This window comes from Streptococcus sp. CF4-3, assembly GCF_024295385.1.
Taxonomy (GTDB): domain Bacteria; phylum Bacillota; class Bacilli; order Lactobacillales; family Streptococcaceae; genus Streptococcus; species Streptococcus infantis_I.
In genome coordinates this window covers 248609-270992 of record NZ_JANCPN010000003.1, presented here as the reverse complement: position 1 = coordinate 270992, position 22384 = coordinate 248609, and the positions used below count along the sequence as shown (strand labels likewise).

Annotated in this window: 23 protein-coding genes; 18 read left to right on the top strand and 5 right to left on the bottom strand. The window is 39.4% G+C overall.

What is annotated here, in order from left to right:
- The coding region (locus NML75_RS04430) for a Cna B-type domain-containing protein (RefSeq protein WP_254804149.1) at positions 1-1412 on the bottom strand (1412 nt) is incomplete at its 3' end.
- 651 nt (positions 1413-2063) lie between these two features.
- Here NML75_RS04430 and NML75_RS04425 point away from each other — a divergent pair.
- The 3 genes from NML75_RS04425 to NML75_RS04415 all read left to right on the top strand — a co-directional run bounded on the left by NML75_RS04425 (position 2064) and on the right by NML75_RS04415 (position 6724).
- Complete coding sequence (locus NML75_RS04425; protein WP_254804148.1) at positions 2064-4610, top strand: M1 family metallopeptidase; 2547 nt, start codon at positions 2064-2066, stop codon at positions 4608-4610.
- Between the two features lie 115 nt (positions 4611-4725).
- Positions 4726-5397, top strand: a complete 672-nt coding sequence (locus NML75_RS04420) for a response regulator transcription factor (RefSeq protein WP_254804147.1) — start codon at positions 4726-4728, stop codon at positions 5395-5397.
- Positions 5390-6724: a sensor histidine kinase gene (locus NML75_RS04415; RefSeq protein WP_254804146.1), complete on the top strand. Its 1335-nt coding sequence runs from the start codon at positions 5390-5392 to the stop codon at positions 6722-6724. Before NML75_RS04420 ends, NML75_RS04415 begins: the two co-directional genes overlap by 8 nt.
- A gap of 26 nt (positions 6725-6750) precedes the next feature.
- On the opposite strand, the gene NML75_RS04410 is transcribed toward NML75_RS04415, so the two are convergent.
- On the bottom strand, positions 6751-7026 hold the full coding sequence (locus tag NML75_RS04410) for a DUF3270 family protein (RefSeq protein ID WP_195183292.1): 276 nt from the start codon (positions 7024-7026) through the stop codon (positions 6751-6753).
- Positions 7027-7394: 368 nt separating this feature from the next.
- Here NML75_RS04410 and NML75_RS04405 point away from each other — a divergent pair, with 368 nt between their 5' ends.
- From NML75_RS04405 to deoD, 9 genes are all read left to right on the top strand, one after another.
- A complete protein-coding gene (locus NML75_RS04405) occupies positions 7395-8450 on the top strand; it encodes an ABC transporter permease (protein WP_254804145.1) in 1056 nt (351 codons plus the stop codon).
- Between the two features lie 13 nt (positions 8451-8463).
- Positions 8464-9144, top strand: coding sequence for an ABC transporter ATP-binding protein (locus NML75_RS04400; RefSeq protein WP_045615140.1), 681 nt, complete (start codon positions 8464-8466; stop codon positions 9142-9144).
- Between the two features lie 109 nt (positions 9145-9253).
- Positions 9254-10183, top strand: coding sequence for a peptidase U32 family protein (locus NML75_RS04395; RefSeq protein WP_045615139.1), 930 nt, complete (start codon positions 9254-9256; stop codon positions 10181-10183).
- A 103-nt stretch (positions 10184-10286) separates the two neighbouring features.
- A complete protein-coding gene (gene rpiA, locus NML75_RS04390; protein WP_254804144.1) occupies positions 10287-10970 on the top strand; it encodes a ribose-5-phosphate isomerase RpiA in 684 nt (227 codons plus the stop codon).
- Positions 10971-10993: 23 nt separating this feature from the next.
- On the top strand, positions 10994-12205 hold the full coding sequence (locus NML75_RS04385; RefSeq protein WP_254804143.1) for a phosphopentomutase: 1212 nt from the start codon (positions 10994-10996) through the stop codon (positions 12203-12205).
- Position 12206: 1 nt separating this feature from the next.
- Positions 12207-12764 carry a DUF1697 domain-containing protein gene (locus NML75_RS04380; protein WP_254804142.1) on the top strand — a complete coding sequence of 186 codons (558 nt, stop codon included), beginning with the start codon at positions 12207-12209 and terminating at the stop codon, positions 12762-12764.
- Positions 12764-13573: a purine-nucleoside phosphorylase gene (locus NML75_RS04375; protein WP_070677156.1), complete on the top strand. Its 810-nt coding sequence runs from the start codon at positions 12764-12766 to the stop codon at positions 13571-13573. The genes NML75_RS04380 and NML75_RS04375 overlap by 1 nt, the downstream gene beginning before the upstream one ends.
- Before the next feature lie 2 nt (positions 13574-13575).
- Positions 13576-14856: a chloride channel protein gene (locus NML75_RS04370; protein ID WP_254804141.1), complete on the top strand. Its 1281-nt coding sequence runs from the start codon at positions 13576-13578 to the stop codon at positions 14854-14856.
- A gap of 271 nt (positions 14857-15127) precedes the next feature.
- Positions 15128-15838 carry a purine-nucleoside phosphorylase gene (gene deoD / locus NML75_RS04365; RefSeq protein WP_004253139.1) on the top strand — a complete coding sequence of 237 codons (711 nt, stop codon included), beginning with the start codon at positions 15128-15130 and terminating at the stop codon, positions 15836-15838.
- 87 nt (positions 15839-15925) lie between these two features.
- Here deoD and NML75_RS04360 read toward each other — a convergent pair whose 3' ends face one another.
- From NML75_RS04360 to coaA, 3 genes are all read right to left on the bottom strand, one after another.
- Positions 15926-16444 carry a DNA topology modulation protein gene (locus NML75_RS04360; protein WP_254804140.1) on the bottom strand — a complete coding sequence of 173 codons (519 nt, stop codon included), beginning with the start codon at positions 16442-16444 and terminating at the stop codon, positions 15926-15928.
- A gap of 65 nt (positions 16445-16509) precedes the next feature.
- Entirely contained in the window at positions 16510-16758 is a 249-nt protein-coding gene (gene rpsT / locus NML75_RS04355; RefSeq protein ID WP_029689886.1) for a 30S ribosomal protein S20, read from the bottom strand.
- 52 nt (positions 16759-16810) lie between these two features.
- The gene (coaA, locus tag NML75_RS04350; protein WP_006148720.1) at positions 16811-17731 is read right to left on the bottom strand and encodes a type I pantothenate kinase; all 921 of its coding nucleotides are present in this window, start codon (positions 17729-17731) and stop codon (positions 16811-16813) included.
- 123 nt (positions 17732-17854) lie between these two features.
- On the opposite strand from coaA, the gene NML75_RS04345 reads away from it, so the two are divergent.
- The 6 genes from NML75_RS04345 (at position 17855) to NML75_RS04320 (ending at position 22263) form a co-directional block, all read left to right on the top strand.
- Entirely contained in the window at positions 17855-18133 is a 279-nt protein-coding gene (locus NML75_RS04345; RefSeq protein ID WP_036754498.1) for a hypothetical protein, read from the top strand.
- Between the two features lie 57 nt (positions 18134-18190).
- Positions 18191-18781, top strand: coding sequence for a class I SAM-dependent methyltransferase (locus tag NML75_RS04340; RefSeq protein ID WP_006148718.1), 591 nt, complete (start codon positions 18191-18193; stop codon positions 18779-18781).
- The gene (locus tag NML75_RS04335) at positions 18778-20061 is read left to right on the top strand and encodes a pyrimidine-nucleoside phosphorylase (RefSeq protein WP_254804139.1); all 1284 of its coding nucleotides are present in this window, start codon (positions 18778-18780) and stop codon (positions 20059-20061) included. The genes NML75_RS04340 and NML75_RS04335 overlap by 4 nt, the downstream gene beginning before the upstream one ends.
- 17 nt (positions 20062-20078) lie before the next feature.
- A complete protein-coding gene (gene deoC / locus NML75_RS04330) occupies positions 20079-20741 on the top strand; it encodes a deoxyribose-phosphate aldolase (protein ID WP_254804138.1) in 663 nt (220 codons plus the stop codon).
- Positions 20728-21117, top strand: a complete 390-nt coding sequence (locus NML75_RS04325; RefSeq protein WP_004253174.1) for a cytidine deaminase — start codon at positions 20728-20730, stop codon at positions 21115-21117. Before deoC ends, NML75_RS04325 begins: the two co-directional genes overlap by 14 nt.
- Before the next feature lie 90 nt (positions 21118-21207).
- Positions 21208-22263 (top strand): BMP family lipoprotein, encoded by a 1056-nt coding sequence (locus NML75_RS04320; RefSeq protein ID WP_254804137.1) that lies wholly within the window; start codon positions 21208-21210, stop codon positions 22261-22263.
- Positions 22264-22384 lie beyond the last annotated feature (121 nt).

Below are 22384 nucleotides of genomic sequence, written 5' to 3'. Positions count from 1 at the left end.
TCTGTAGTTGATGCAGTCGTTGATTCAGTAGTCGTTGTTGACTCTGTAGTCGTTGTTGTAGTAGTTGGTTTGTTTGATGTGTTGACGACCTTAATCACGTTTGCATCATCAATTTTTTCAACTTTAGAAGTATAACCTTCAGGTGTATTTGTTTCCACTACTGAGTACTCAATCTTCTTACCGTCTTTGATACCTGGTAATTTAGTAAATTCTGCTTTCCAACCAGTAGCTTTTGTAAGAGTTTGTGTCAACCCTTCTAAGGCTTGGCCGTCAGCATACAATTGAACAGTAATATCTTTACGGTCAGCTTCTTCGTCACCAACCCACTCTTTCTGAACTGTCACAGTTGTGTCACCAGAAACCCAGAATTTCAACTCATTGTTGTTCCAGAAGGCTGGGTCTGTTTGAGGTGTTGTGATTTCATCTGAAGTCAAGGTAGCGTTGTTATCGATACGGATAGTTGTCTTAGGAATGATTGTTTGGTATTCAACGATCAATTCATCGCTAGACGATGTTTTAAATACATCACTGACATCAGATAAGTTTACAGTGAATCCATTGCCATCTGCATCGAATTTCACATGTTTCCAGAAATCCCAACCAGAAGCAACTACTTGTCCACCTTTTCTTAAAGTGAAGGATGGTTTCAAGTAAGTTCCTACAAAGAATTCATTTGCAGCGTGGTTTGCAGCAGGAGCAAAAGTGATTTTTGAGTAATCGACGGCTGGAGCTTGGATTTTATCTGATACAACAGGGTTTGTGATGGCTTGTTTCTTACCATCTCCGTTGATACGGATGAACCATTTTGTTAGATAGTAGTCATCACCAACATTCATCCAGGCATAGTTTTCAGAAACGTCTAGTTTGAATTGCTTAGCTACATAGGAACCATCAAGGTTGTACTTGTTCAAAACAGATTCAAATACGCCAGGTCCATCAGGGCGAGTAATGATGACAGATTCTGAACCGACTTTAGAAGTGGCGGTCTTGTTTCCAGGATTTCCTGGAGTGCTATCCCACACTGCTCGGTATTGGAATCCACCCTTAACATTTTGGTTCATGGCTTCGATTGCTTTTTTAAAAGTAAAAGTAATCTTCTTGTTTGTCATTGACAAGGTAGCTACTTCAGCACCGTTGGCTTGAAGTGATTGCGTTGCGAGTTCTGTGATATTTAAACCTTCGGGAGCGTCGATGGTAAAAGTATCTCCTTCTTTAACAGATTTACCTGTTAAGTCCCAGTCAAAAGAAAATGTGACCTTTTGACCAGATGTATCTGCTTTAAGGTTTGTAATAGTCGGAGTGACAGTTGCTGCAGAAACTGGCTTGATGATTGACAAACCAAGAGCAACTACACTGAACATTGCTACAAACGCGAATAATTTTTTATAGAAAGTTTTCACTTGTTCCTCCATTCCTTTCTTCCATAAAATCTTCTTGTTTGGTAATAACACCCAAAATGTTGATTGATATCATTTAATAAAATTGACAGTCCTATTCTGACGAAAAATTCTTTCTTTATTGCAGTTTACTCCAGCTCCATTGAAGATAAATTAATGCAATAGTTTTAAGACTCCGTATGTTATTAACTAATTTACATTTAGAGTGACTTTTAAACGTAAAAGGGATTTTCTGCTAGTTTATTTCATGGACGTGAATCCAATATTTAAAAAATAACCAATGAATTTTTTAAATATTGGATTCACTTCTGAAGAAAACTAATAATAGAAGTGCAATATATTAAAAAAAACATAATGATTGTCATAGATTAAGTATTAATATACCAAACACACTAATTTTAGCACTAACGTATGCATTAGTCAACGAAATAGGTGCGAATTTCCTATAAATTTTGGAGTCTTTTGACTTGTTTTGACAAAATACCAAAACAGGCTTAAAATATAGAAATTCTAGGTGTTAATAAAAACTGTTTTCTCATTATTCCGGTTTAAAAAGACAAAAATTGTATAAATGAACTTTCAAAGCTTTTTTCTGACTTAAAATATGATAAAATAGGTATGTTTGAACTAGAGCATATGCTCAGAAATTTAGAATAGGAGAATATGATGCAAGCAGTAGAACATTATATCGAAAAATTTGTTCCTGAACATTATGATTTATTTTTAGACTTGAGTCGTGAGACCAAGACGTTTTCAGGAAAAGTAACCATTACTGGTCAAGCTAAAAGTGACCGTATTTCCCTTCACCAAAAAGACTTGGAAATTGCTTCAGTTGAAGTAGCAGGACAAGATTGTACATTCACAGTTGATAATGAAAACGAAGCTCTTCATATCGAACTTACAGAAGCAGGTTCAGTTGAATTCGTTATTGCTTTTTCAGGTAAAATCACAGACAACATGACAGGAATCTATCCATCATACTACACAGTTGATGGAGTTAAGAAGGAAGTCTTGTCTACACAGTTTGAGAGCCACTTTGCCCGTGAAGCCTTCCCATGTGTGGATGAGCCAGAAGCGAAAGCAACCTTTGACCTAGCTCTTCGTTTTGACCAAGCAGAAGGCGAACTTGCCTTGTCAAACATGCCAGAAATCGATGTTGAAAACCGCAAAGAAACTGGCATCTGGAAGTTTGAAACTACACCTCGTATGTCTTCTTACTTGCTAGCTTTCGTAGCTGGTGACTTGCAAGGGGTAACTGCTACAACTAAAAATGGTACCTTGGTAGGTGTATACTCAACCAAGGCACATCCACTTTCAAACCTTGATTTCTCACTAGATATCGCTGTTCGTTCTATCGAATTTTACGAAGACTATTACGGAGTCAAGTATCCAATCCCTCAATCTCTTCATATCGCCCTTCCTGACTTCTCATCTGGTGCTATGGAAAACTGGGGTCTTGTCACTTACCGTGAAGTTTACTTGATTGTGGACGAAAACTCAACCTTTGCCAGCCGTCAACAAGTTGCTCTTGTCATTGCCCATGAGCTTGCTCACCAATGGTTTGGTAACCTTGTGACTATGAAGTGGTGGGATGACCTTTGGCTCAATGAAAGCTTCGCGAACATGATGGAATATGTCTGTGTGGACGCCATCGAGCCAAGCTGGAATATCTTTGAAGACTTCCAAACAAGTGGTGTTCCTTCAGCTCTTAAACGTGATGCGACAGATGGTGTTCAGTCAGTTCACGTAGAAGTAACTCATCCAGACGAAATCAATACTCTCTTTGATCCAGCTATTGTCTACGCCAAGGGTAGCCGTCTCATGCACATGCTTCGTCGTTGGCTAGGAGATGCTGATTTTGCGAAAGGATTGCATACCTACTTTGAAAAACACCAATACGGAAATACCATTGGTCGTGACTTATGGAATGCTCTTGGTCAAGCATCGGGTCGTGACGTAGCAGCCTTTATGGATTCTTGGTTGGAGCAACCTGGTTATCCAGTCTTGACTGTTAAAGTTGAAAACGATGTATTGAAGATTTCACAAAAACAATTCTTCATCGGTGAACACGAAGATGAGAACCGTCTCTGGGTAGTGCCACTCAACAGCAACTGGAAAGGTTTGCCAGATACACTCGAAACTGAAAGTATTGAGATTCCTGGCTACGCTGCTTTGCTTGCTGAAAACAAAACAGCCCTTCGACTTAACACTGAAAATACAGCCCACTACATTACAGACTATCAAGGTGAATTGTTGGATGCAATCCTTTCAGAATTAGTAGAACTTGATAATACAAGCAAACTTCAAATCGTCCAAGAACGTCGTTTGTTGGCTGAAGCTGGTCATATTTCATTTGCTGACTTGCTTCCAGTTGTGGATCAATTGGCACAAGAAGAATCTTACCTAGTTGTTGCAGCAGTTTCTCAAGTTATTTCAGCTCTTGAACGCTTTATCGATGAAGGAACTGAAACTGAGAAAGCCTTTAAAGCACTTGTTGCGAAACTTGCTCGTTACAACTACGACCGCCTTGGATTTGAAGCAAAAGACGGAGAAGCAGATGAGGATGAATTGGTTCGTCAATTGACAATCTCAATGATGATTCGCTCAAATGATGAGGAAGCGAGCCAAGTCGCAAGTCAAATCTTTGCAGCTCATAAGGACAATCTTGCAGGTCTTCCAGCAGCTATTCGTTCACAAGTTCTCATCAATGAAATGAAACATCATGAGACAAAAGAATTGGTAGCTCTTTACCTCGACCTATACACTCATGCCACAGATGCCGTCTTTAAACGTCAGTTAGCTGCAGCCCTATCATACAGTACAGATGCAGAAAATATCCAAACGCTTCTTGCAACTTGGAAGGATAAATTTATCGTCAAACCACAAGACCTTGCATTGTGGTACCTCCACTTCCTTGGACACAAGGCCACTCAAGAAACTGCTTGGACATGGGCGCGTGAAAACTGGGATTGGGTTAAAGGTGCTCTAGGTGGAGATATGAGCTTTGATCGATTCGTCATCTACCCTTCTAATATCTTTAAAACTGAAGAACGCTTGGCAGAATACAAAGCCTTCTTTGAACCACAAGTTTCTGACCTAGCTCTTAGCCGTAATATCCGTATGGGTATCAAGGATATCGCAGCTCGCGTCGAATTGATTAAGCGTGAAAAAGCAGCCGTTGAAGCAGCAGTTGCACAATATAGCAAGGCTTAACACATTCAAGTCAAAATAGATGATAAAAACTCAACTTTTTCCTAGAAAAACAAGGAAAGTTGAGTTTTTTTTAAGATATTTTTGTTATAATAAGCTTAATAAGGAGGAATTTTTGATGATCAAAATTCTATTAGTGGAAGATGACCTAGGCCTGTCAAATTCAGTCTTTGATTTTTTGGATGATTTTGCTGATGTCATGCAGGTTTTTGATGGAGAAGAAGGTCTTTATGAGGCTGAAAGTGGCGTATATGATTTGATTCTATTAGACTTGATGTTGCCTGAGAAAAATGGCTTCCAGGTCTTAAAAGAATTGCGTGAAAAAGGCATTTCGACTCCTGTTCTCATCATGACAGCCAAGGAAAGTCTCGATGATAAGGGACATGGATTTGAGCTTGGAGCAGATGATTATCTGACAAAACCCTTCTATTTAGAAGAGCTCAAGATGCGTATTCAAGCCCTTCTCAAACGTTCTGGAAAATTTAATGAAAACACTCTTTCATATGGCGACTTGACAGTAAACCTCTCTACAAATGAAGTAAAGGTTCATGATAGCTCTGTTGAGTTGCTCGGTAAGGAATTTGAACTCTTGGTCTATTTCCTCCAAAACCAAAATGTTATCCTGCCTAAGACACAGATTTTTGACCGTCTATGGGGATTTGATAGTGATACGACTATTTCAGTAGTAGAAGTTTATGTATCAAAAGTTCGTAAGAAATTAAAGGGAACAGCCTTTGCTGAAAATCTACAAACCTTGCGTAGTGTTGGGTATATTTTAAAACATGTTTAATAAATTTAAAAAGAATTGGTACGCAGAAGATTTCAGCTACTTTATCCGTAATTTTGGAGTTTTTACACTAATTTTCTCTGCAATGACCTTGATTATCCTGCAGGTTATGCACTCCAGTCTATACACGTCTGTAGATGAGAAACTTTTAGCGCTTAGCAATAATCCTCAGGATATCATTCAATTAGCGGTCAATCGTGCAACAGAAGATGTTAAGGATATAGATGGTGGAAATGTTACCTCAAATCCGGATAAAAGAGTCACAATTAGCTCCAATACGGAGGTTATTTTGCTGGATTCTAACCTTAATCAGTTAGTAACTGGCAATCGCTTCTTAGGTTTGGATAGAATAACCTTCAATAAAAAGGATTTAAACCATATTCGTCAGCTTCATATTGTCAATAGCTATGGTCAGGATGAGGTTTACCGCGTCGTCTTGACAGAAATGAATATTGATTCTGTTTCAAGTAACATTAAGTATGCTGCTGTCTTGATCAATACTAGTCAGTTAGAACAGATTAGTCAAAACCACGAACAGTTGATTGTGGTGGTCATGGCAAGTTTCTGGATTCTATCTATCTTAGCCAGTCTCTATCTTGCACGTGTCAGTGTTAAACCCTTACTTGAAAGTATGCAAAAGCAGAAAAGTTTTGTGGAAAATGCCAGTCATGAATTACGGACTCCGTTGGCAGTTCTTCAGAACCGTCTGGAAACTCTTTTTAGAAAACCAGAGGCGACCATTATGGAGTCAAGTGAGAGTATCGCTTCTAGTTTAGAAGAAGTTCGAAATATGAAATTTCTAACAACTAACCTTCTCAATCTGGCACGTAGAGATGATGGAATCAAGCCTGAGTTTGGAGAGGTAGAGCCAGACTTCTTTAATACAACCTTTACTAACTATGAGATGATTGCGTCCGAGAATAATCGTGTCTTTCGTTTCCAAAATCGTGTTCATCGCACCATTATCACAGATAAACTCCTCCTCAAGCAATTGATGACGATTCTGTTTGACAATGCGGTCAAGTATACAGAAGAAGAAGGAGATATATATTTTGAGATTTCAACGAAAGAACGAAGCCTCTACCTAACGGTAGCTGATAATGGAATCGGTATTTCTGCAGCCGATAAAAAGAAAATCTTTGATCGTTTTTATCGCGTGGATAAGGCACGTACACGGCAAAAGGGTGGTTTCGGTTTAGGCTTATCTTTAGCTAAGCAGATCGTCGATGCCTTAAAAGGCTCTATCAGTGTGAAAGATAACAAACCTAACGGAACAATTTTTGAAGTCAAGATTGCTATCACAACACCATCAAAACGAAAGAATAAATAAAAAAACCTTCGATTCATCGAAGGTTTTTATTTGAATTTTTTCTTGATAAAAGTGCGCTGAAATTGTAAAGCTACAAGACTGAGGCCGATAGCCAAAGCAAATGATAAAACAGTGTTCAATTTAAGCGATAAGAACATAAAGCTAAAGATAGCTAAAAAGACACAGAAGCAAGCAATGTTTACAAAAAATAGGACTTCCTTTACACTAGCAACAGAAGTATTTTCTGGGATATAATCTTGAAACTGAGCAGTTTTTATACTTTCTTGTTCAAACTCATACGGGTGTAGTTTTCTTGCGGGCATATTTCTCTCCTTAACAATACATTACTATTTTATCATTTTTTAAAGAGAGAATTATTACAGGATTGTTACAAATTGCATAAAATCTGTTATCAAGGCCAATTTCGGTTTTCTTGACATGCTGATGGGAAAATGATAGGATGAGTAAACCGTTTAAACTTTATCATTTTCTCATATTATGTACGAGGAAAATTTGAAGGTTGAAACGAATAAAAATCATACACAGATGCAAATAAATTCAATTTTGAAGTAAGGACAGGATTCTTTTAAATTGATTCTAGTTGTTCATGACGAGATAGTTTTCTATCTTTAGTGCTATGGTAAAGAGGAGATTTGTTCCCTCGACAACAGAATACTTAAAGGAGATTGGCATGTATCTTGCTTTCAAAGAAATTTTACAGAATAAACTGCGTTACAGTTTAATTCTAACAACCATTTTTCTCATTGCTTTTATGGTCTTTTTTATGACCAGTTTGGCTCTCGGGCTTGTTCGAAATAACAGGGCTGCTATTGATAATTGGCAAGCAACAGGAGTTGTGCTATCCGATTATGCAAATGATAATTTGACTGCATCCTTTATACCAGAAAAAGACTACAAAGATAAAGTGTCTAAGGATGCTGTTCCCCTTAGCTACATGTTTGCTGTGACAAACCTTGTTAATAGTAGTTACAAGATGAATGTCTCTATTTTTGGTCAAGAGTGGGACAGTTTTATCTCGCCAACCTTGATTGAAGGGCGTTACCCAGAAAATGACCAAGAAGTGGTAGTGGATCAGTCTTTTGAAAATTACGGCATCAAACTCGGGGATGCTATTCAACTCAACGGAAGTGAGACAAGTTTTAAGATTGTAGGTTTGACCAGAGGAAATAAATTTTTCACGGAACCTGTTGTCTTTACAAGTTTAACAACGTATTGGGATTTACAAGGAATAACAAAAGGCAATCGTTCGATCTCTGCATTGGTATTGCAAAATGATGTAGAAGTGACTGGCGATGGCTTGAAGCAGATTTCTATTCAAAAAATGATTTCTAAAATTCCTGGCTATACCCCTCAGGTCAATGTATTCTCAGGAATGATTCTAGCTATGATTGTCATTACAGGTCTGATTGTTGGGATTTTTATTTATATCATTACCATTCAAAAATTAGGTCTTTATGGCATTATGCGAGCACAAGGAATTCAGATAAAATCTATCGTATGGTCCCTTTTCTGTCAAATCTTTCTCTTATCTGGTTTGGGAATAAGCATGGCTTTATTAGCCATTGGGGCTGTCATTTTAGTCTTACCTGCAACCTTCTTTTTCTACCCTAGTTGGCTGGCATACTTTGTGTTAAGCCTGGTCATCTGCTTGATGGCTCTTCTAGGAGGCGTCATTTCGCTTCCTCGTCTGCTAAAAGTAGATCCAATTACGGCCATAGCAGAATGATAAGGAGAATGAAATGACGATATTAATTGAAATGATTCAAGTGACAAAAATATATGGCGAAGGTAATATGAAAGTTACAGCTCTCCATGAGACCAATTTTCAGCTAAATGCTGGTGAGTTTGTAGCGATTGTGGGGCCTTCTGGGTCAGGTAAAACAACCTTTTTAACGACTCTAGGCCAACTTCAAGAAGCTTCAAGTGGCAAGATTCTGGTAAAGGGAAATGAGACTGGAAACCTAACCGAGAAAGAAAAAACGGATTTGCGCTTTAGTGAATTTGGCTTTATCCTCCAGGCTTCAAATCTGATTCCCTTTTTAACAGTCAAGGAGCAATTAGATTTAATTGACCGTTTGGATAAAAAGAAATCTATAAAAAGTGACCGACAAGAGTTATTTAGTTTGTTGGATTTGGAGAAGGTTCAAAACCACTATCCAAAAGCTCTCTCAGGTGGAGAACGCCAACGAGCCGCAATTGCTAGAGCCCTATACAATAATCCGAGTATTGTACTTGCAGATGAGCCAACAGCCAGCTTGGATACACAACGTGCTTACCAGGTTACAGATATGCTGGCTTCAATTGCCCATGAGCAAGGCAGGGGAGTTGTCATGATTACTCATGATACTCGCTTGCTGGATAAGGTTGACCGTGTTTATGTTATGGATGATGGACGACTTGTTGAAAAGACACAAGTATAATACGAAAAAGTGAACTGCCATTGATGCAGTTCACTTTTTTGAAATTTCGCATCATAAGACTCACTTTTCTATATAGCTGATTTTTTGGAAATGTGGTATAATTTTGTCTATGGAAAAGATTATCATTACAGCAACTGCTGAAAGTATTGAACAAGTGAAACAGCTAATCGAGGCTGGTGTCGACCGTATTTATGTTGGTGAAAAAGATTTTGGACTTCGTTTGCCGACCACCTTTAGTCATGAAGAATTGCGTGAAATTGCAAAAATCGTTCACGATGCAGGGAAGGAATTAATCGTTGCGGTCAATGCCCTCATGCACCAAGACATGATGGACCGTATCAAGCCATTCTTGGACTTTCTAGAGGAAATCAAGACGGACTATATTACTGTTGGAGATGCAGGGGTATTTTATGTGGTCAACCGTGATGGTTATTCTTTTAAAACCATCTATGACGCATCAACCATGGTAACTAGCAGTCGTCAGATTAATTTCTGGGGACAAAAAGCAGGAGCGTCAGAAGCTGTTTTGGCGCGTGAAATCCCGTCTGCTGAACTTTTCAAAATGCCTGAAATTTTAGAAATTCCAGCAGAAGTTTTGGTTTATGGTGCTAGTGTTATCCACCATTCTAAGCGTCCGCTCTTGCAAAACTACTATAACTTCACACAGATTGATGATGAAAAATCTCGTCAACGTGACTTGTTCTTGGCTGAGCCAAGTGCCCCAGAGAGCCATTATTCTATTTTTGAAGACAATCATGGGACTCATATCTTTGCTAACAATGACCTTGATTTGATGACCAAGTTAACAGAATTAGTTGAGCATGGATTCACTCATTGGAAACTTGAAGGTCTCTACACTCCAGGCCAAAATTTTGTAGAAATTGCAAAACTCTTTATCCAAGCGCGCAATTTAATTCAAGAAGGTAACTTTACACATGACCAAGCCTTCTTGCTCGATGAAGAAGTTCGCAAACTTCACCCTAAAAATCGTTTCTTGGATACTGGATTTTACGACTATGACCCTGACATGGTTAAATAAGAATCAAAAACCCGAAATAAAATGTTCGGGTTTTTCTGATATTTGGATGAATTTGAAGCGTATTCATGCTATAATAGAAGTAGCTCTATTTGGAGGTGTATAAGTGGAAAATCTGAAAAAAATGGCAGGGATTAAAGCTGCCGAGTTCGTCAAAGATGGTATGGTTATCGGGCTTGGAACAGGCTCAACTGCCTACTATTTCGTAGAAGAAATAGGTCGTCGTATCAAGGAAGAGGGCTTACAGATTACAGCTGTAACGACTTCTAGTGTGACCAGCAAGCAGGCAGAAGGACTCAATATTCCTCTTAAGTCTATTGATCAAGTGGACTTTGTAGATCTGACAGTTGATGGTGCAGATGAAGTAGACAGTCAGTTTAACGGAATCAAAGGCGGTGGTGGGGCCCTTCTCATGGAAAAGGTTGTCGCAACTCCATCTAAAGAATATGTCTGGGTTGTTGATGAAAGTAAGCTAGTAGAGAAACTTGGTGCCTTTAAATTACCAGTAGAGGTGGTTCAATATGGTGCCGAACAGGTCTTCCGTCTATTTGAACGAGCTGGCTATAAACCGAGCTTTCGTGAAAAAGATGGTCAACGTTTTGTGACGGATATGCAAAACTTTATCATCGATTTGGCCCTGGAAGTGATTGAAGACCCAATTGCTCTGGGACAAGAATTGGATCATGTCGTTGGTGTCGTCGAGCATGGATTGTTTAACCAAATGGTGGACAAGGTCATCGTTGCTGGACAAGAGGGCGTTCAGATTTTAACTTCAACAAAAGCGAAATAATCAAAATAATAAGGAGACATACTATGCCAAAATTTAATCGTATTCACTTAGTGGTACTAGATTCTGTAGGAATCGGTGCAGCACCAGATGCTCATAACTTTGTCAACGCTGGTGTTCCTGATGGTGCATCAGATACTCTTGGGCACATTTCAAAATCAGTAGGTTTGAATGTTCCAAATATGGCAAAACTTGGTCTTGGGAACATTCCTCGTGAACAAGCCTTGAAGACTGTTCCAGCTGAGAGCAATCCAACTGGTTACGCTACGAAGTTAGAAGAAGTCTCTCTTGGAAAAGATACCATGACAGGTCACTGGGAAATCATGGGTCTTAATATTACAGAACCGTTTGATACTTTCTGGAATGGATTCCCAGAAGAAATCTTGACAAAAATCGAAGAATTCTCAGGTCGCAAGGTCATCCGCGAAGCCAACAAACCATACTCAGGAACAGCTGTCATCGATGACTTTGGACCACGTCAAATGGAAACTGGCGAGTTGATTATCTATACATCAGCTGACCCAGTTCTTCAAATCGCAGCTCACGAAGACATCATTCCTTTGGATGAACTCTACCGTATCTGTGAATATGCTCGTTCGATCACTTTGGAACGTCCAGCACTTCTAGGTCGTATTATTGCTCGTCCTTACGTTGGTGAGCCTGGAAACTTCATTCGTACGGCCAACCGTCGTGACTTGGCTGTTTCACCATTTGCGCCAACTGTTTTGGATAAATTGAATGAAGCTGGTATCGACACCTATGCAGTTGGTAAGATCAACGATATCTTCAACGGTGCTGGTATCAACCACGATATGGGTCACAATAAGTCAAATAGTCATGGAATTGATACACTATTGAAGACTATGGGACTTCCTGAATTTGAAAAAGGGTTCTCCTTCACAAACTTGGTAGACTTTGATGCTTTATATGGACACCGTCGTGATCCACACGGCTATCGTGATTGTTTGCATGAGTTTGATGAGCGCTTGCCAGAAATTATGGCAGCAATGAGAGAAGACGATCTTCTTTTGATTACTGCTGACCACGGAAATGACCCAACCTATGCTGGTACCGACCATACTCGTGAATATATTCCACTTTTAGCTTACAGTCCATCATTTAAAGGTAATGGATTACTTCCAGTTGGGCACTTCGCTGACATCTCAGCAACAATTGCGGACAACTTTGGTGTTGAAAAAGCCATGATAGGTGAAAGCTTCTTGGATAAATTAGTTTAAGATGATTCGCTACGCTTTACTTGTTAGAGGCATTAATGTCGGTGGAAAGAATAAGGTAGTCATGACTCAACTGCGTCAAGAATTGACGGAGTTGGGATTAGAAAATGTAGAAACCTACATCAATAGTGGTAATATTTTCTTTAATAGCATTGTGCCTAGAACTAAATTAATAGAGAATTTACAGGCTTTCTTTGAAAGACGCTATCCATTTATTCAGAGTTTTTCCTTGCTGAGTCTTGAAGACTATGAAAAGGAGCTTAGAAATCTTCCTGATTGGTGGAATCATGAGATGGCTCGCAAGGATGTGCTCTTTTACACTGAGAGCTTGGATGTGGATCAAGTCATCGAGAAAGTGAACAGTTTGGAACTGGTCGATGAAGTGCTTCATTTTGGGAAATTAGGGATCTTCTGGGGTAAATTGTCAGAAGCTAGCTACTCTAAAACAGCTTATCACAAGCACTTGCTTAAGATGCCTTTCTATCGCAATATTACCATTCGTAACGCTAATACCTTTGACAAAATTGGTCAATTTTTAAAACATAAAGAAGGAGATACCTAATGACATTATTAAATAAAATCAATGAAACAGCAGCATTTTTGAAGGGCAAAGGAATCGAAGCTCCTGAGTTCGGTTTGATCCTTGGTTCAGGTCTTGGAGAATTGGCTGAAGAAATCGAAAATGCAGTCGTAGTAGACTACTCTGACATTCCAAACTGGGGTCAATCCACAGTAGTCGGACATGCTGGGAAATTGGTTTATGGTGATCTTGCTGGACGTAAAGTCTTGGCTCTTCAAGGTCGTTTCCACTTCTACGAAGGAAATCCTCTTGAAGTGGTGACTTTCCCAGTTCGTGTCATGAAAGTTTTGGGATGTGAAGGAGTGCTTGTAACCAACGCTGCTGGAGGTATCGGCTTCGGTCCTGGTACCTTGATGGCTATTACTGACCACATCAATATGACTGGTCAAAACCCATTGATTGGTGAAAACTTGGATGACTTTGGTCCACGTTTCCCTGATATGTCGAAAGCTTACACTCCAGAATACCGTGAGACTGCTCATCAAGTAGCAGACAAATTGGGCATTAAACTGGATGATGGGGTTTATATCGGTGTGACAGGTCCAACTTATGAAACTCCAGCTGAAATCCGTGCATATAAGACTCTTGGTGCAGATGCTGTCGGTATGTCAACTGTTCCTGAAGTTATTGTGGCAGCCCACTCAGGCTTAAAAGTTCTAGGAATTTCATGTATCACTAACCATGCTGCTGGTTTCCAAGAAGAACTCAACCACGAAGAAGTAGTGGAAGTGACAGAACGCGTCAAAGGCGACTTCAAAGGATTGCTGAAAGCGATTCTTGCTGAATTATAATCATGGTACATAAGTTGAGGAGGAGTCTTCAGAAGATCCCATATAACCTCAAATTAGTCCTAGCGGTTATCATGCTGGGGCTAGTTACAGGTATATTCGGAATTTTGCTCCATTATCTTTTAGAGCTGGTTGAAGGGATTGCTTTTGGTCAGACAGAGCATAACACTGGATTCTTGACAGATGGTGTTGCCTCATCACGAATAGGCTTCAGTTTAATCATCGTGGGTGTCAGTTCTGCCTTGGTCTGGTATTTCTTGCAAAGAAAAGCAAAGATTTTTTCCATCAAAGCGCAGATGAAAGATGAAACGTCACAATATAAACTTCATTTTTTAAAACAGCTAGTTCATTCAATTTGGCAGATTGTTGCAGTTGGAGGAGGAGCTCCTATCGGTAAGGAAGCTGCGCCGCGGGAGATTGGAGCTTTATTTGCAAGACCTATTGCCAATATTTTTTCTCTCTCCGTGAAGGACCAAATCTTTCTCATTGCCTGTGGAGCTAGTGCGGGTTTAGCAGCTGTCTATCAGGTTCCGTTAACGAGTGTGTTTTTCGTTTTTGAAACCTTGGGAATTGCTTTATCTGTCAAACGTTTTTTCTTGGTCGGTCTGACTACATATGTATCAGCCTTTACAGCAGGCTTTGTTGTTTCAGATCATGCTCTCTACCAGATTCCAGCTTTGACTTGGTCACTAGGTGATATGTGGCTTATTCCCTTATTAGTTCTTTTCCTGACTCCACTCGCTTGGCTTTTTAGTCGCTTCAACAAACAAGTTTCTTCAAAGAGAATAAAGGACAAGCGGATACTCTATACTCTGCCTGTAACATTCCTTTTCCTTGTTGGATTGGCTAACCATTTGCCTCATCTACTTGGTAATGGGCGTATGATGGCTCAGGAAATTTTAAACGGCAGTAATGCCAAGACGGTAATCCTCTTATTTGTCTTGAAAGCCTTGGTCGTTTTAGTTACCCTTTGGGCAGGTGCCTATGGCGGTACCTTGACCCCATCTTTTGCCTTAGGGATGGCAGGAGCTGCACTCTTGACCATGATTCTAGGAGGTGGCAACCAGCCAGCAGTCTTACTATTAGGTTCGGTTTGCTTTTTAGCTGTGACCTTGAAGGCACCCCTGTCTGCAACTGGATTGGTAATGGGGTTCACTGGTCAATCATTAGAGGCTATACCTTTTCTTTTGGTGACTGCTTACTTGGCATTTGGTTTTGCTAAAATGCTGGACCGAATCCCTTGGGAGAAATACTTACGACCAGAGACAAGGATAATAGAAAATTAATAAGAATACTCTAATTTTTCTAATCAAAAATATATTTTAAATTTATAATCAATATCATTTAATAAAGAAAGGTAGATCATGTGTTCAGATTTGAACACAAGCGGAAAGCTTTTCTAATTAATCAATAAAAAAAGAAAGGATGGGTTTACCGTATTCGCTTAACTGAATACGGGCGGAGAACTGTGTAAAAAAGATAAACTTTCTAACATCTGCGATGCGTCGTCAGTTTCCTATTTTTACTTTGTTCTCTGTCGCCCTTTATATCTTAATTATGTCTATCCATATTGCTGCTAAGCAGGGTGAAATTGCTGATAAAATTCTTCTTCCTGGGGATCCTCTTCGTGCGAAATTTATCGCTGAGAACTTTTTAGAAGATGCTGTTTGTTTCAACGAAGTCCGTAACATGTTTGGTTACACAGGTACTTACAAAGGTCACCGTGTATCTGTTATGGGAACAGGAATGGGGATGCCATCCATTTCTATTTATGCGCGCGAGTTGATTGTCGACTACGGAGTGAAGAAATTGATCCGTGTGGGAACGGCTGGTTCTTTGAATGAGGATGTTCACGTCCGTGAATTGGTCTTGGCTCAAGCAGCTGCAACTAATTCAAACATCATCCGCAACGATTGGCCTCAATACGATTTCCCACAAATCGCAAGTTTTGACTTGCTAGATAAGGCTTACCACATTGCCAAAGACCTTGGTATGACTACTCATGTCGGAAATGTATTGTCATCAGACGTTTTCTATTCAAACTACTTTGAGAAGAACATTGAACTTGGTAAATGGGGCGTGAAAGCTGTAGAAATGGAAGCAGCAGCCCTCTACTATCTTGCTGCCCAACACCACGTCGATGCTTTAGCTATTATGACGATTTCTGATAGCTTGGTTAATCCAGAAGAGGACACTACAGCAGAAGAACGTCAAAACACCTTCACTGATATGATGAAGGTTGGTTTGGAAACATTGATTGCTGACTAAAAGAGAACGCAAAAGGAAGACTTTCTGGATGAAAATCTTCCTTTTTTAGTCATTCAGTCCATACTGTGACCTTAATGAAATGTTGCTCTATCGTCTATTTTGAAGAGATTGTAAGAAACAATCAATCTCTGCTTGAGAATGGAGAATGCGCATCTTCTTAGGGTATGTTTTGTTTAAGTATTGGTATCTATCCTTAGCATTTTTCGTTCGTCCATCCCAAAGAATCCAGCGGATAAACTCCCAGTCAAAACGTTCAGGACAACCGTCTGCCATACTTTCTCTAACTTTTCCTCTGTATCTTAGATAGCGTTTAAAGGCTCTTGCTAAACAATTCCATGCTGAGAAGTTTAAAAAGATAATCTGATCAGCTTGCTCCATTCTTTCCTCATAGCAACACCAGCTATAGTTGCCGTCGATAACCCAATCCTCATGTTTAGAAAGGAAAGTCTTCATTTTCTTTAACATCCAATCGCGATCGCTATCTTGCCACCCAGGCTGAAATTGCAATTGGTCTATATGGAGTTTAGGAATGGAGTAGTAGCTGGAAAGTTTTTCTGCCAGAGTAGATTTGCCTGAGCCTGAATATCCTATAATAGCAATTTTCATGATAACCTCCAGAAAAATGTGTACAAAAAAAGCTCCGAAGAGCTCATTTTGTATCCAGTTAAAGATTAACCAAGTTTAGCTGCAAGACGTGCTTTATCACGGTTAGCTTTATTCTTGTGGATCAAACCTTTAGTTTCTGCTTTATCGATGGCTGAGCTAGCAGCACGGTAAAGTTCTTCAGATGGGTTTGCTTCAAAAGCTTTGATAGCAGTACGCATAGCTGATTTTTGAGCTGAGTTCTTTTCGTTTTGTTTAACGTTCAATTCAGCGCGTTTGATAGCTGATTTAATGTTTGCCAATGTTCTTACCTCCATATTTACTAACTATACCATTATATCTGAAAACTATTATTTTGACAAGGGGAAATCACTTTTTTAAATAAATTTCATCAATTTCATGATTTTTAGATTTATGAAGAATGACTTCAGCCCGATTTCTGGTTGGTTCGATGTAGTTTTGTAGATTGGTCAAATTAATACTTGTCCAAACCTGATGAGCAAAATCTTTGACTTCACTGATTGGTTGCTGGGTGAAACGATAGTAATAGTTGTTTGGATCATCTTGTGCAAAGCTAAGAAGTTTCAAGAAACGATCCAAATACCAGCTCTCGATATCCTCGACTGCAGCATCTACATAGATTGAAAAATCGAAGAAGTCTGTAATATAAAGACGGCTGTTGTGTGGTGTTTGAAAGACGTTGATACCTTCTACAATGACAAAATCCGCTGCTTGAACTCTTTGTGTTTTATCAGGTACGATATCGTAGATTTCGTGAGAATAAACGGGGATATCTACATCCTGACCGTTTTTAAGTTGATCAAGGAAATCGAGCAAGCTTTCCATATCATAACTCTCAGGGAAACCTTTTCGGTTTAGGATATTTCGCTCATTTAAGATACTGTTAGGATACAGAAAGCCATCAGTTGTCACTAATTCAACACTTGCTTCTGGAAAAATACGGGAAAGCAAAATTTGTAAGAGTCGGCTAGTAGTTGATTTGCCAACAGCGACACTACCTGAAATTCCGATAATAAAAGGCTGATTTTTACTCTCTCTCTGGAGAAAAATCCCTTTTGAAAAGGCTAGGTCTTCTTTGGAGCGTTTGTAGATTTGAATCAGATGAGCTAGCGGCAGGTAAATATCTGTTACATCTTGGAGGCTAATCTGGTCATTAAAACTCTTAATCGAATCCAATTCCTCCTCGGTTAAAGGAGGTGTAGTTTTACGATGTAAAGATTGCCAAGTTCCGCGACTGATTTTTTCATAATGTATAAATTCGTTGGTCATAAAATTTCCTCGTTTGATACCTCAGTATACCATAATTTACAAAGAAAGACATCTGAATCATTTGAGAAAAAGCGCTTTCTTTGTTAGAATAGAGGTAGAATAAACATCAAAAGAGGTGATGTTATGAGAGTAGAAATAAGTGATAAAATACTAAAACTAAGTTGTTTACTTGTTGCTATTTTGTGGTTGTCTCCAACATTGATTGAGTTTACTGTGAGTTTAGGAAGTCAAACCTATAGTTGGTCTGCCTTTGTCTTGTTGTTCTTGCTACCAATTATTGGTTTTATTTACTTGATTCTCGCCATTTTAACAAGAAAATGGTGGCTTTTCTTGTTTGGTCTAGCCTGTATTTTTTCCTTTTTTATTAGTATGTTCCTAGGTTATCTCTTCTTAGGGCCTTAGATGGTATAGACCGTGTAAACGATTTAAAATATCTAAATTTTATGGTAAAATAATCCTATGAGTAAAATGTATTATGCAGAAAATCCAGATGCAGCCCATGATGTTCATGAACTTAGAGTTGACCTACTTGGGCAAAAGATGACCTTTTTGACAGATGCTGGTGTCTTTAGTAAAAAAATGATTGATTTCGGAAGTCAGTTGTTGTTAAGATGTCTAGATGTCGAAAAAGATGAAAAAATCCTTGATGTTGGTTGTGGCTATGGTCCCATCGGCTTGTCTTTGGTTAAAGCTTATGGTGCCCAAGCGACCATGGTGGATATCAATAATCGTGCCCTGGATTTAGCCCAGCAAAATGCAGTAAAAAACAATGTTCAAGCGACTATCTTCCAGTCCAATATTTATGAGCAGGTAGAAGGTCAATTCGATCATGTCATTTCGAATCCGCCCATTCGTGCAGGCAAGCAGGTTGTTCATGAAATCATTGAGAAAAGTATTGATTATCTTAAGGATGGTGGAGATTTGACCATTGTCATCCAAAAGAAACAGGGAGCTCCTAGTGCTAAAAACAAGATGGAAGAAGTTTTTGGTAATTGTGAGGTCGTGAAGAAAGACAAGGGTTATTATATCCTTAGAAGTGTGAAAGAATGAGAGCAGTAGATCTAATCCAGAAAAAAAGAGACGGTCAAGAACTAACCTCAAGTGAAATCAAATGGCTGGTAGAAGGCTATGTAGCTGGAACTGTTCCAGATTATCAAATGTCTGCTTTTGCTATGGCTGTTTATTTTAAAGGCATGACCACACGTGAGATTTCTGATTTGACTATGAACATGGTCAAGACAGGTCAGGAATTTGATTTATCCGCTATTGAAGGTATAAAGGTCGATAAACACTCTACCGGGGGAGTAGGAGATAAGGTTACCTTGATTTTAGCTCCATTAGTCGCTAGTTTTGACGTACCAGTTGCCAAGATGAGTGGTAGAGGTCTGGGGCACACCGGAGGTACTATCGATAAATTAGAATCTATCAAAGGTTTTCAAGTCGAACGCAGTCAAAATGACTTTATCAAACAGGTTCAGGATATCGGGGTTTCAGTTATTGGTCAATCTGACCAACTAGTCAAAGCGGATAAACTGCTCTATGCACTACGTGATGTGACAGCAACAGTTGATACTATTCCCTTGATTGCTAGTTCTGTCATGAGTAAAAAGATTGCAGCTGGAGCGGATGCTATTTTGCTGGATGTTACTGTCGGTGAAGGTGCCTTTATGAAAACAGTCGACGAGGCGCGTGAACTGGCTCAAACCATGGTGAATCTCGGGAAAGCTGTGGGGCGTAAGACAGTAGCAGTCATTACGGATATGAGTCAACCTTTGGGACGTGCCATTGGGAATCGCTTGGAAATTCTAGAAGCACTAGAAATTCTTCAGGGTAAAGGACGCGAGGATATTAGTCACTTTATCTGTGAGTTAGCCCAGATTATGCTTTCTCTGGCAAATGTTGAAAAAACAGTCGAGGAAGTAAGGCAACATCTTGAAAATGGTCAGGCACTCAAGAAATTCGAAGCGATGGTCCTCGCTCAAGGTGGAGATTTAGAAGATCTTTATCGACCTGTAACAGTTGATCATGTGGTAGAAATTCCTGCTCAGGAAGATGGTGTTATTGAGGCACTGCCAGCCATGGAGTTCGGTCTTTTCGCTATGAGATTAGGTGCTGGTCGTGCAGTCAAAACAGATGCTCTTGATTATGAGACAGGAATTGTTTTTGAGAAGAAAGTTGGAGAATCAGTCAAAAAAGGTGAAATTGTCGCAAAAGTATATGCAAATGGCAAAATTTCTCCGGAACTAGTTACAGATTTCCAAAAATATGTTAAAATTAAAATGAGTGATGAAACGCTAAAAATGCGTGAAATCATAGAAATTATCTCCTGATTTAAGGAAAATCCGAAATGAAATTAAATAAATACATTGATCATACGCTTTTAAAGCAAGATGCGACCGAACAACAAATCGATCGTTTGCTATCTGAAGCAAGAGATTACGATTTTGCCAGTGTTTGTGTCAATCCTTGCTGGGTTTCGCATGCAAAAGCTGGTCTAACAGATACTGATGTCAAGGTTTGTACAGTTGTAGGTTTTCCTCTTGGAGCTACAACTTCAGCTGTCAAAGCCTATGAAACCAAAGAAGCCATCCAAAATGGTGCTGACGAAATTGATATGGTTATTAACGTTGGTGCACTAAAATCAGGAAATCTTGCATTAGTTGAGACAGACATTCAGGCTGTTGTTGAAGCAAGTGGAGACAAACTTGTTAAGGTTATTATTGAAGCTTGTTTGTTAACGGATGAAGAAAAAGTTCTGGCTTGCCAACTTGCTCAAAAAGCTGGTGCAGACTTTGTCAAGACTTCTACAGGTTTCTCAACAGGTGGGGCAACTTTGCCAGATGTTCAATTAATGCGTCAGACAGTTGGTCCTGATATGGGGGTCAAAGCAGCTGGTGGAGCTCGTTCTTATGCAGATGCAGTTGCCTTTGTTGAAGCAGGAGCTACTCGAATTGGAACATCTTCTGGTGTTGCAATCTTAAAAGGAGAATTAGCTGATGGCGACTACTGAGTTGATTGAATTAGCGATTGAAACTAGTAAAAAAGCTTACGTTCCCTACTCACATTTTCCGATTGGCGCTGTTTTGGTAGCCAAGGACGGAAGTATCTATACAGGGGTTAACATTGAAAATGCTAGTTACCCCTTGACCAACTGTGGCGAAAGAACTGCAATCTTTAAGGCGGTCTCTGAAGGACAACGAGACTTTTCAGAATTGATTGTCTATGGTCAAACTGAAAAACCAATTTCGCCTTGCGGTGCTTGTCGCCAAGTTATGGTCGAATTTTTTAAACCAGATCTAAAGGTGACTCTAGTCGCCAAAGATAAAACGACGGTCGAGATGACGGTCGGGGAATTACTTCCATATTCTTTTACAGACTTGCAATAGTCTGTGTCACTCTCTGAGTGGCAAGGGTCCTTGTGACCAATTAATCCATACTTGCAACTTAGTTGCGCATCTTATTTAGGAGGTTCAGTAATGAACAAGAAACAATGGCTAGGCCTTGGTCTAGTTGCAGTAGCAGCATTTGGACTTGCTGCATGTGGTAATCGCTCTTCTCGTAACGCAGCTTCATCTTCTTCTGATGTGAAGACTAAAGCAGCTATCGTTACAGATACTGGTGGTGTTGATGATAAATCATTTAACCAATCAGCTTGGGAAGGTCTTCAAGCTTGGGGTAAAGAACACAACCTTTCAAAAGACAATGGTTACACTTACTTCCAATCAACAAGTGAAGCTGACTACGCTAACAACTTGAACCAAGCAGCTGGAAGCTACAACTTGATTTTCGGTGTTGGTTTTGCCCTTCACAACGCTGTTGAAGAAGCAGCAAAAGAACATTCAGATAAAAACTATGTTTTGATTGACGATGTGATTAAAGATCAAAAGAACGTTGCTAGCGTTACTTTCGCAGACAACGAAGCAGCTTACCTTGCAGGTGTTGCAGCTGCTAAAACTACAAAAACTAAACAAGTTGGTTTTGTAGGTGGTATGGAATCTGAAGTTATTTCTCGTTTCGCAGCTGGTTTTAAAGCTGGTGTTGAGTCAGTTGACCCATCTATCAAGGTTCAAGTAGACTATGCTGGATCATTTGGTGATGCGGCTAAAGGTAAAACAATCGCTGCAGCTCAATACGCTGCAGGTGCAGACGTTATCTACCAAGCAGCTGGTGGTACTGGAGCAGGTGTCTTCTCTGAAGCTAAATCATTGAACGAAAGTAAAAATGAAAACGAAAAAGTTTGGGTTATCGGTGTAGACCGTGACCAAGTTGATGAAGGTAAATACACTTCTAAAGACGGTAAAGAAGCTAACTTCGTGCTTGCTTCTACATTGAAGCAAGTTGGAACAACAGTTCAAGATATCTCAAACAAGACTGAAAAAGGTGAATTCCCTGGCGGTCAAGTTATCGTTTACTCATTGAAGGATAAAGGTGTTGACTTGGCAGTAACAAATCTTTCTGAAGAAGGTAAAAAAGCTGTTGAAGATGCAAAAGCTAAAATCCTTGATGGTAGCATCAAAGTTCCTGAAAAATAATTGATGGAAGTCATTTCTTAGGAAGCGGTCTTGGGCCGCTTCTTTAAGAATTGAGACACATGGTTTTGTCTCAATAGAGCTTGCTAAATTTCTTTAGCAGGTTTTATTGAAATAAAATAAA

What these genes read in the sequence shown, in the direction of transcription:
- NML75_RS04325 (WP_004253174.1), top strand. Translation starts at nt 20,728, where the DNA reads ATGGCGACTACTGAGTTGATTGAATTAGCGATTGAAACTAGTAAAAAA.
- deoD (WP_004253139.1), top strand. Translation starts at nt 15,128, where the DNA reads ATGTCTATCCATATTGCTGCTAAGCAGGGTGAAATTGCTGATAAAATT.
- NML75_RS04345 (WP_036754498.1), top strand. Translation starts at nt 17,855, where the DNA reads ATGAGAGTAGAAATAAGTGATAAAATACTAAAACTAAGTTGTTTACTT.
- NML75_RS04335 (WP_254804139.1), top strand. Translation starts at nt 18,778, where the DNA reads ATGAGAGCAGTAGATCTAATCCAGAAAAAAAGAGACGGTCAAGAACTA.
- NML75_RS04370 (WP_254804141.1), top strand. Translation starts at nt 13,576, where the DNA reads ATGGTACATAAGTTGAGGAGGAGTCTTCAGAAGATCCCATATAACCTC.
- NML75_RS04410 (WP_195183292.1), bottom strand. Translation starts at nt 7,026, where the DNA reads ATGCCCGCAAGAAAACTACACCCGTATGAGTTTGAACAAGAAAGTATA.
- NML75_RS04340 (WP_006148718.1), top strand. Translation starts at nt 18,191, where the DNA reads ATGAGTAAAATGTATTATGCAGAAAATCCAGATGCAGCCCATGATGTT.
- NML75_RS04405 (WP_254804145.1), top strand. Translation starts at nt 7,395, where the DNA reads ATGTATCTTGCTTTCAAAGAAATTTTACAGAATAAACTGCGTTACAGT.
- NML75_RS04375 (WP_070677156.1), top strand. Translation starts at nt 12,764, where the DNA reads ATGACATTATTAAATAAAATCAATGAAACAGCAGCATTTTTGAAGGGC.
- NML75_RS04360 (WP_254804140.1), bottom strand. Translation starts at nt 16,444, where the DNA reads ATGAAAATTGCTATTATAGGATATTCAGGCTCAGGCAAATCTACTCTG.
- NML75_RS04400 (WP_045615140.1), top strand. Translation starts at nt 8,464, where the DNA reads ATGACGATATTAATTGAAATGATTCAAGTGACAAAAATATATGGCGAA.
- rpsT (WP_029689886.1), bottom strand. Translation starts at nt 16,758, where the DNA reads ATGGAGGTAAGAACATTGGCAAACATTAAATCAGCTATCAAACGCGCT.
- deoC (WP_254804138.1), top strand. Translation starts at nt 20,079, where the DNA reads ATGAAATTAAATAAATACATTGATCATACGCTTTTAAAGCAAGATGCG.
- NML75_RS04420 (WP_254804147.1), top strand. Translation starts at nt 4,726, where the DNA reads ATGATCAAAATTCTATTAGTGGAAGATGACCTAGGCCTGTCAAATTCA.
- NML75_RS04395 (WP_045615139.1), top strand. Translation starts at nt 9,254, where the DNA reads ATGGAAAAGATTATCATTACAGCAACTGCTGAAAGTATTGAACAAGTG.
- NML75_RS04385 (WP_254804143.1), top strand. Translation starts at nt 10,994, where the DNA reads ATGCCAAAATTTAATCGTATTCACTTAGTGGTACTAGATTCTGTAGGA.
- NML75_RS04380 (WP_254804142.1), top strand. Translation starts at nt 12,207, where the DNA reads ATGATTCGCTACGCTTTACTTGTTAGAGGCATTAATGTCGGTGGAAAG.
- NML75_RS04320 (WP_254804137.1), top strand. Translation starts at nt 21,208, where the DNA reads ATGAACAAGAAACAATGGCTAGGCCTTGGTCTAGTTGCAGTAGCAGCA.
- NML75_RS04415 (WP_254804146.1), top strand. Translation starts at nt 5,390, where the DNA reads ATGTTTAATAAATTTAAAAAGAATTGGTACGCAGAAGATTTCAGCTAC.
- NML75_RS04425 (WP_254804148.1), top strand. Translation starts at nt 2,064, where the DNA reads ATGCAAGCAGTAGAACATTATATCGAAAAATTTGTTCCTGAACATTAT.
- coaA (WP_006148720.1), bottom strand. Translation starts at nt 17,731, where the DNA reads ATGACCAACGAATTTATACATTATGAAAAAATCAGTCGCGGAACTTGG.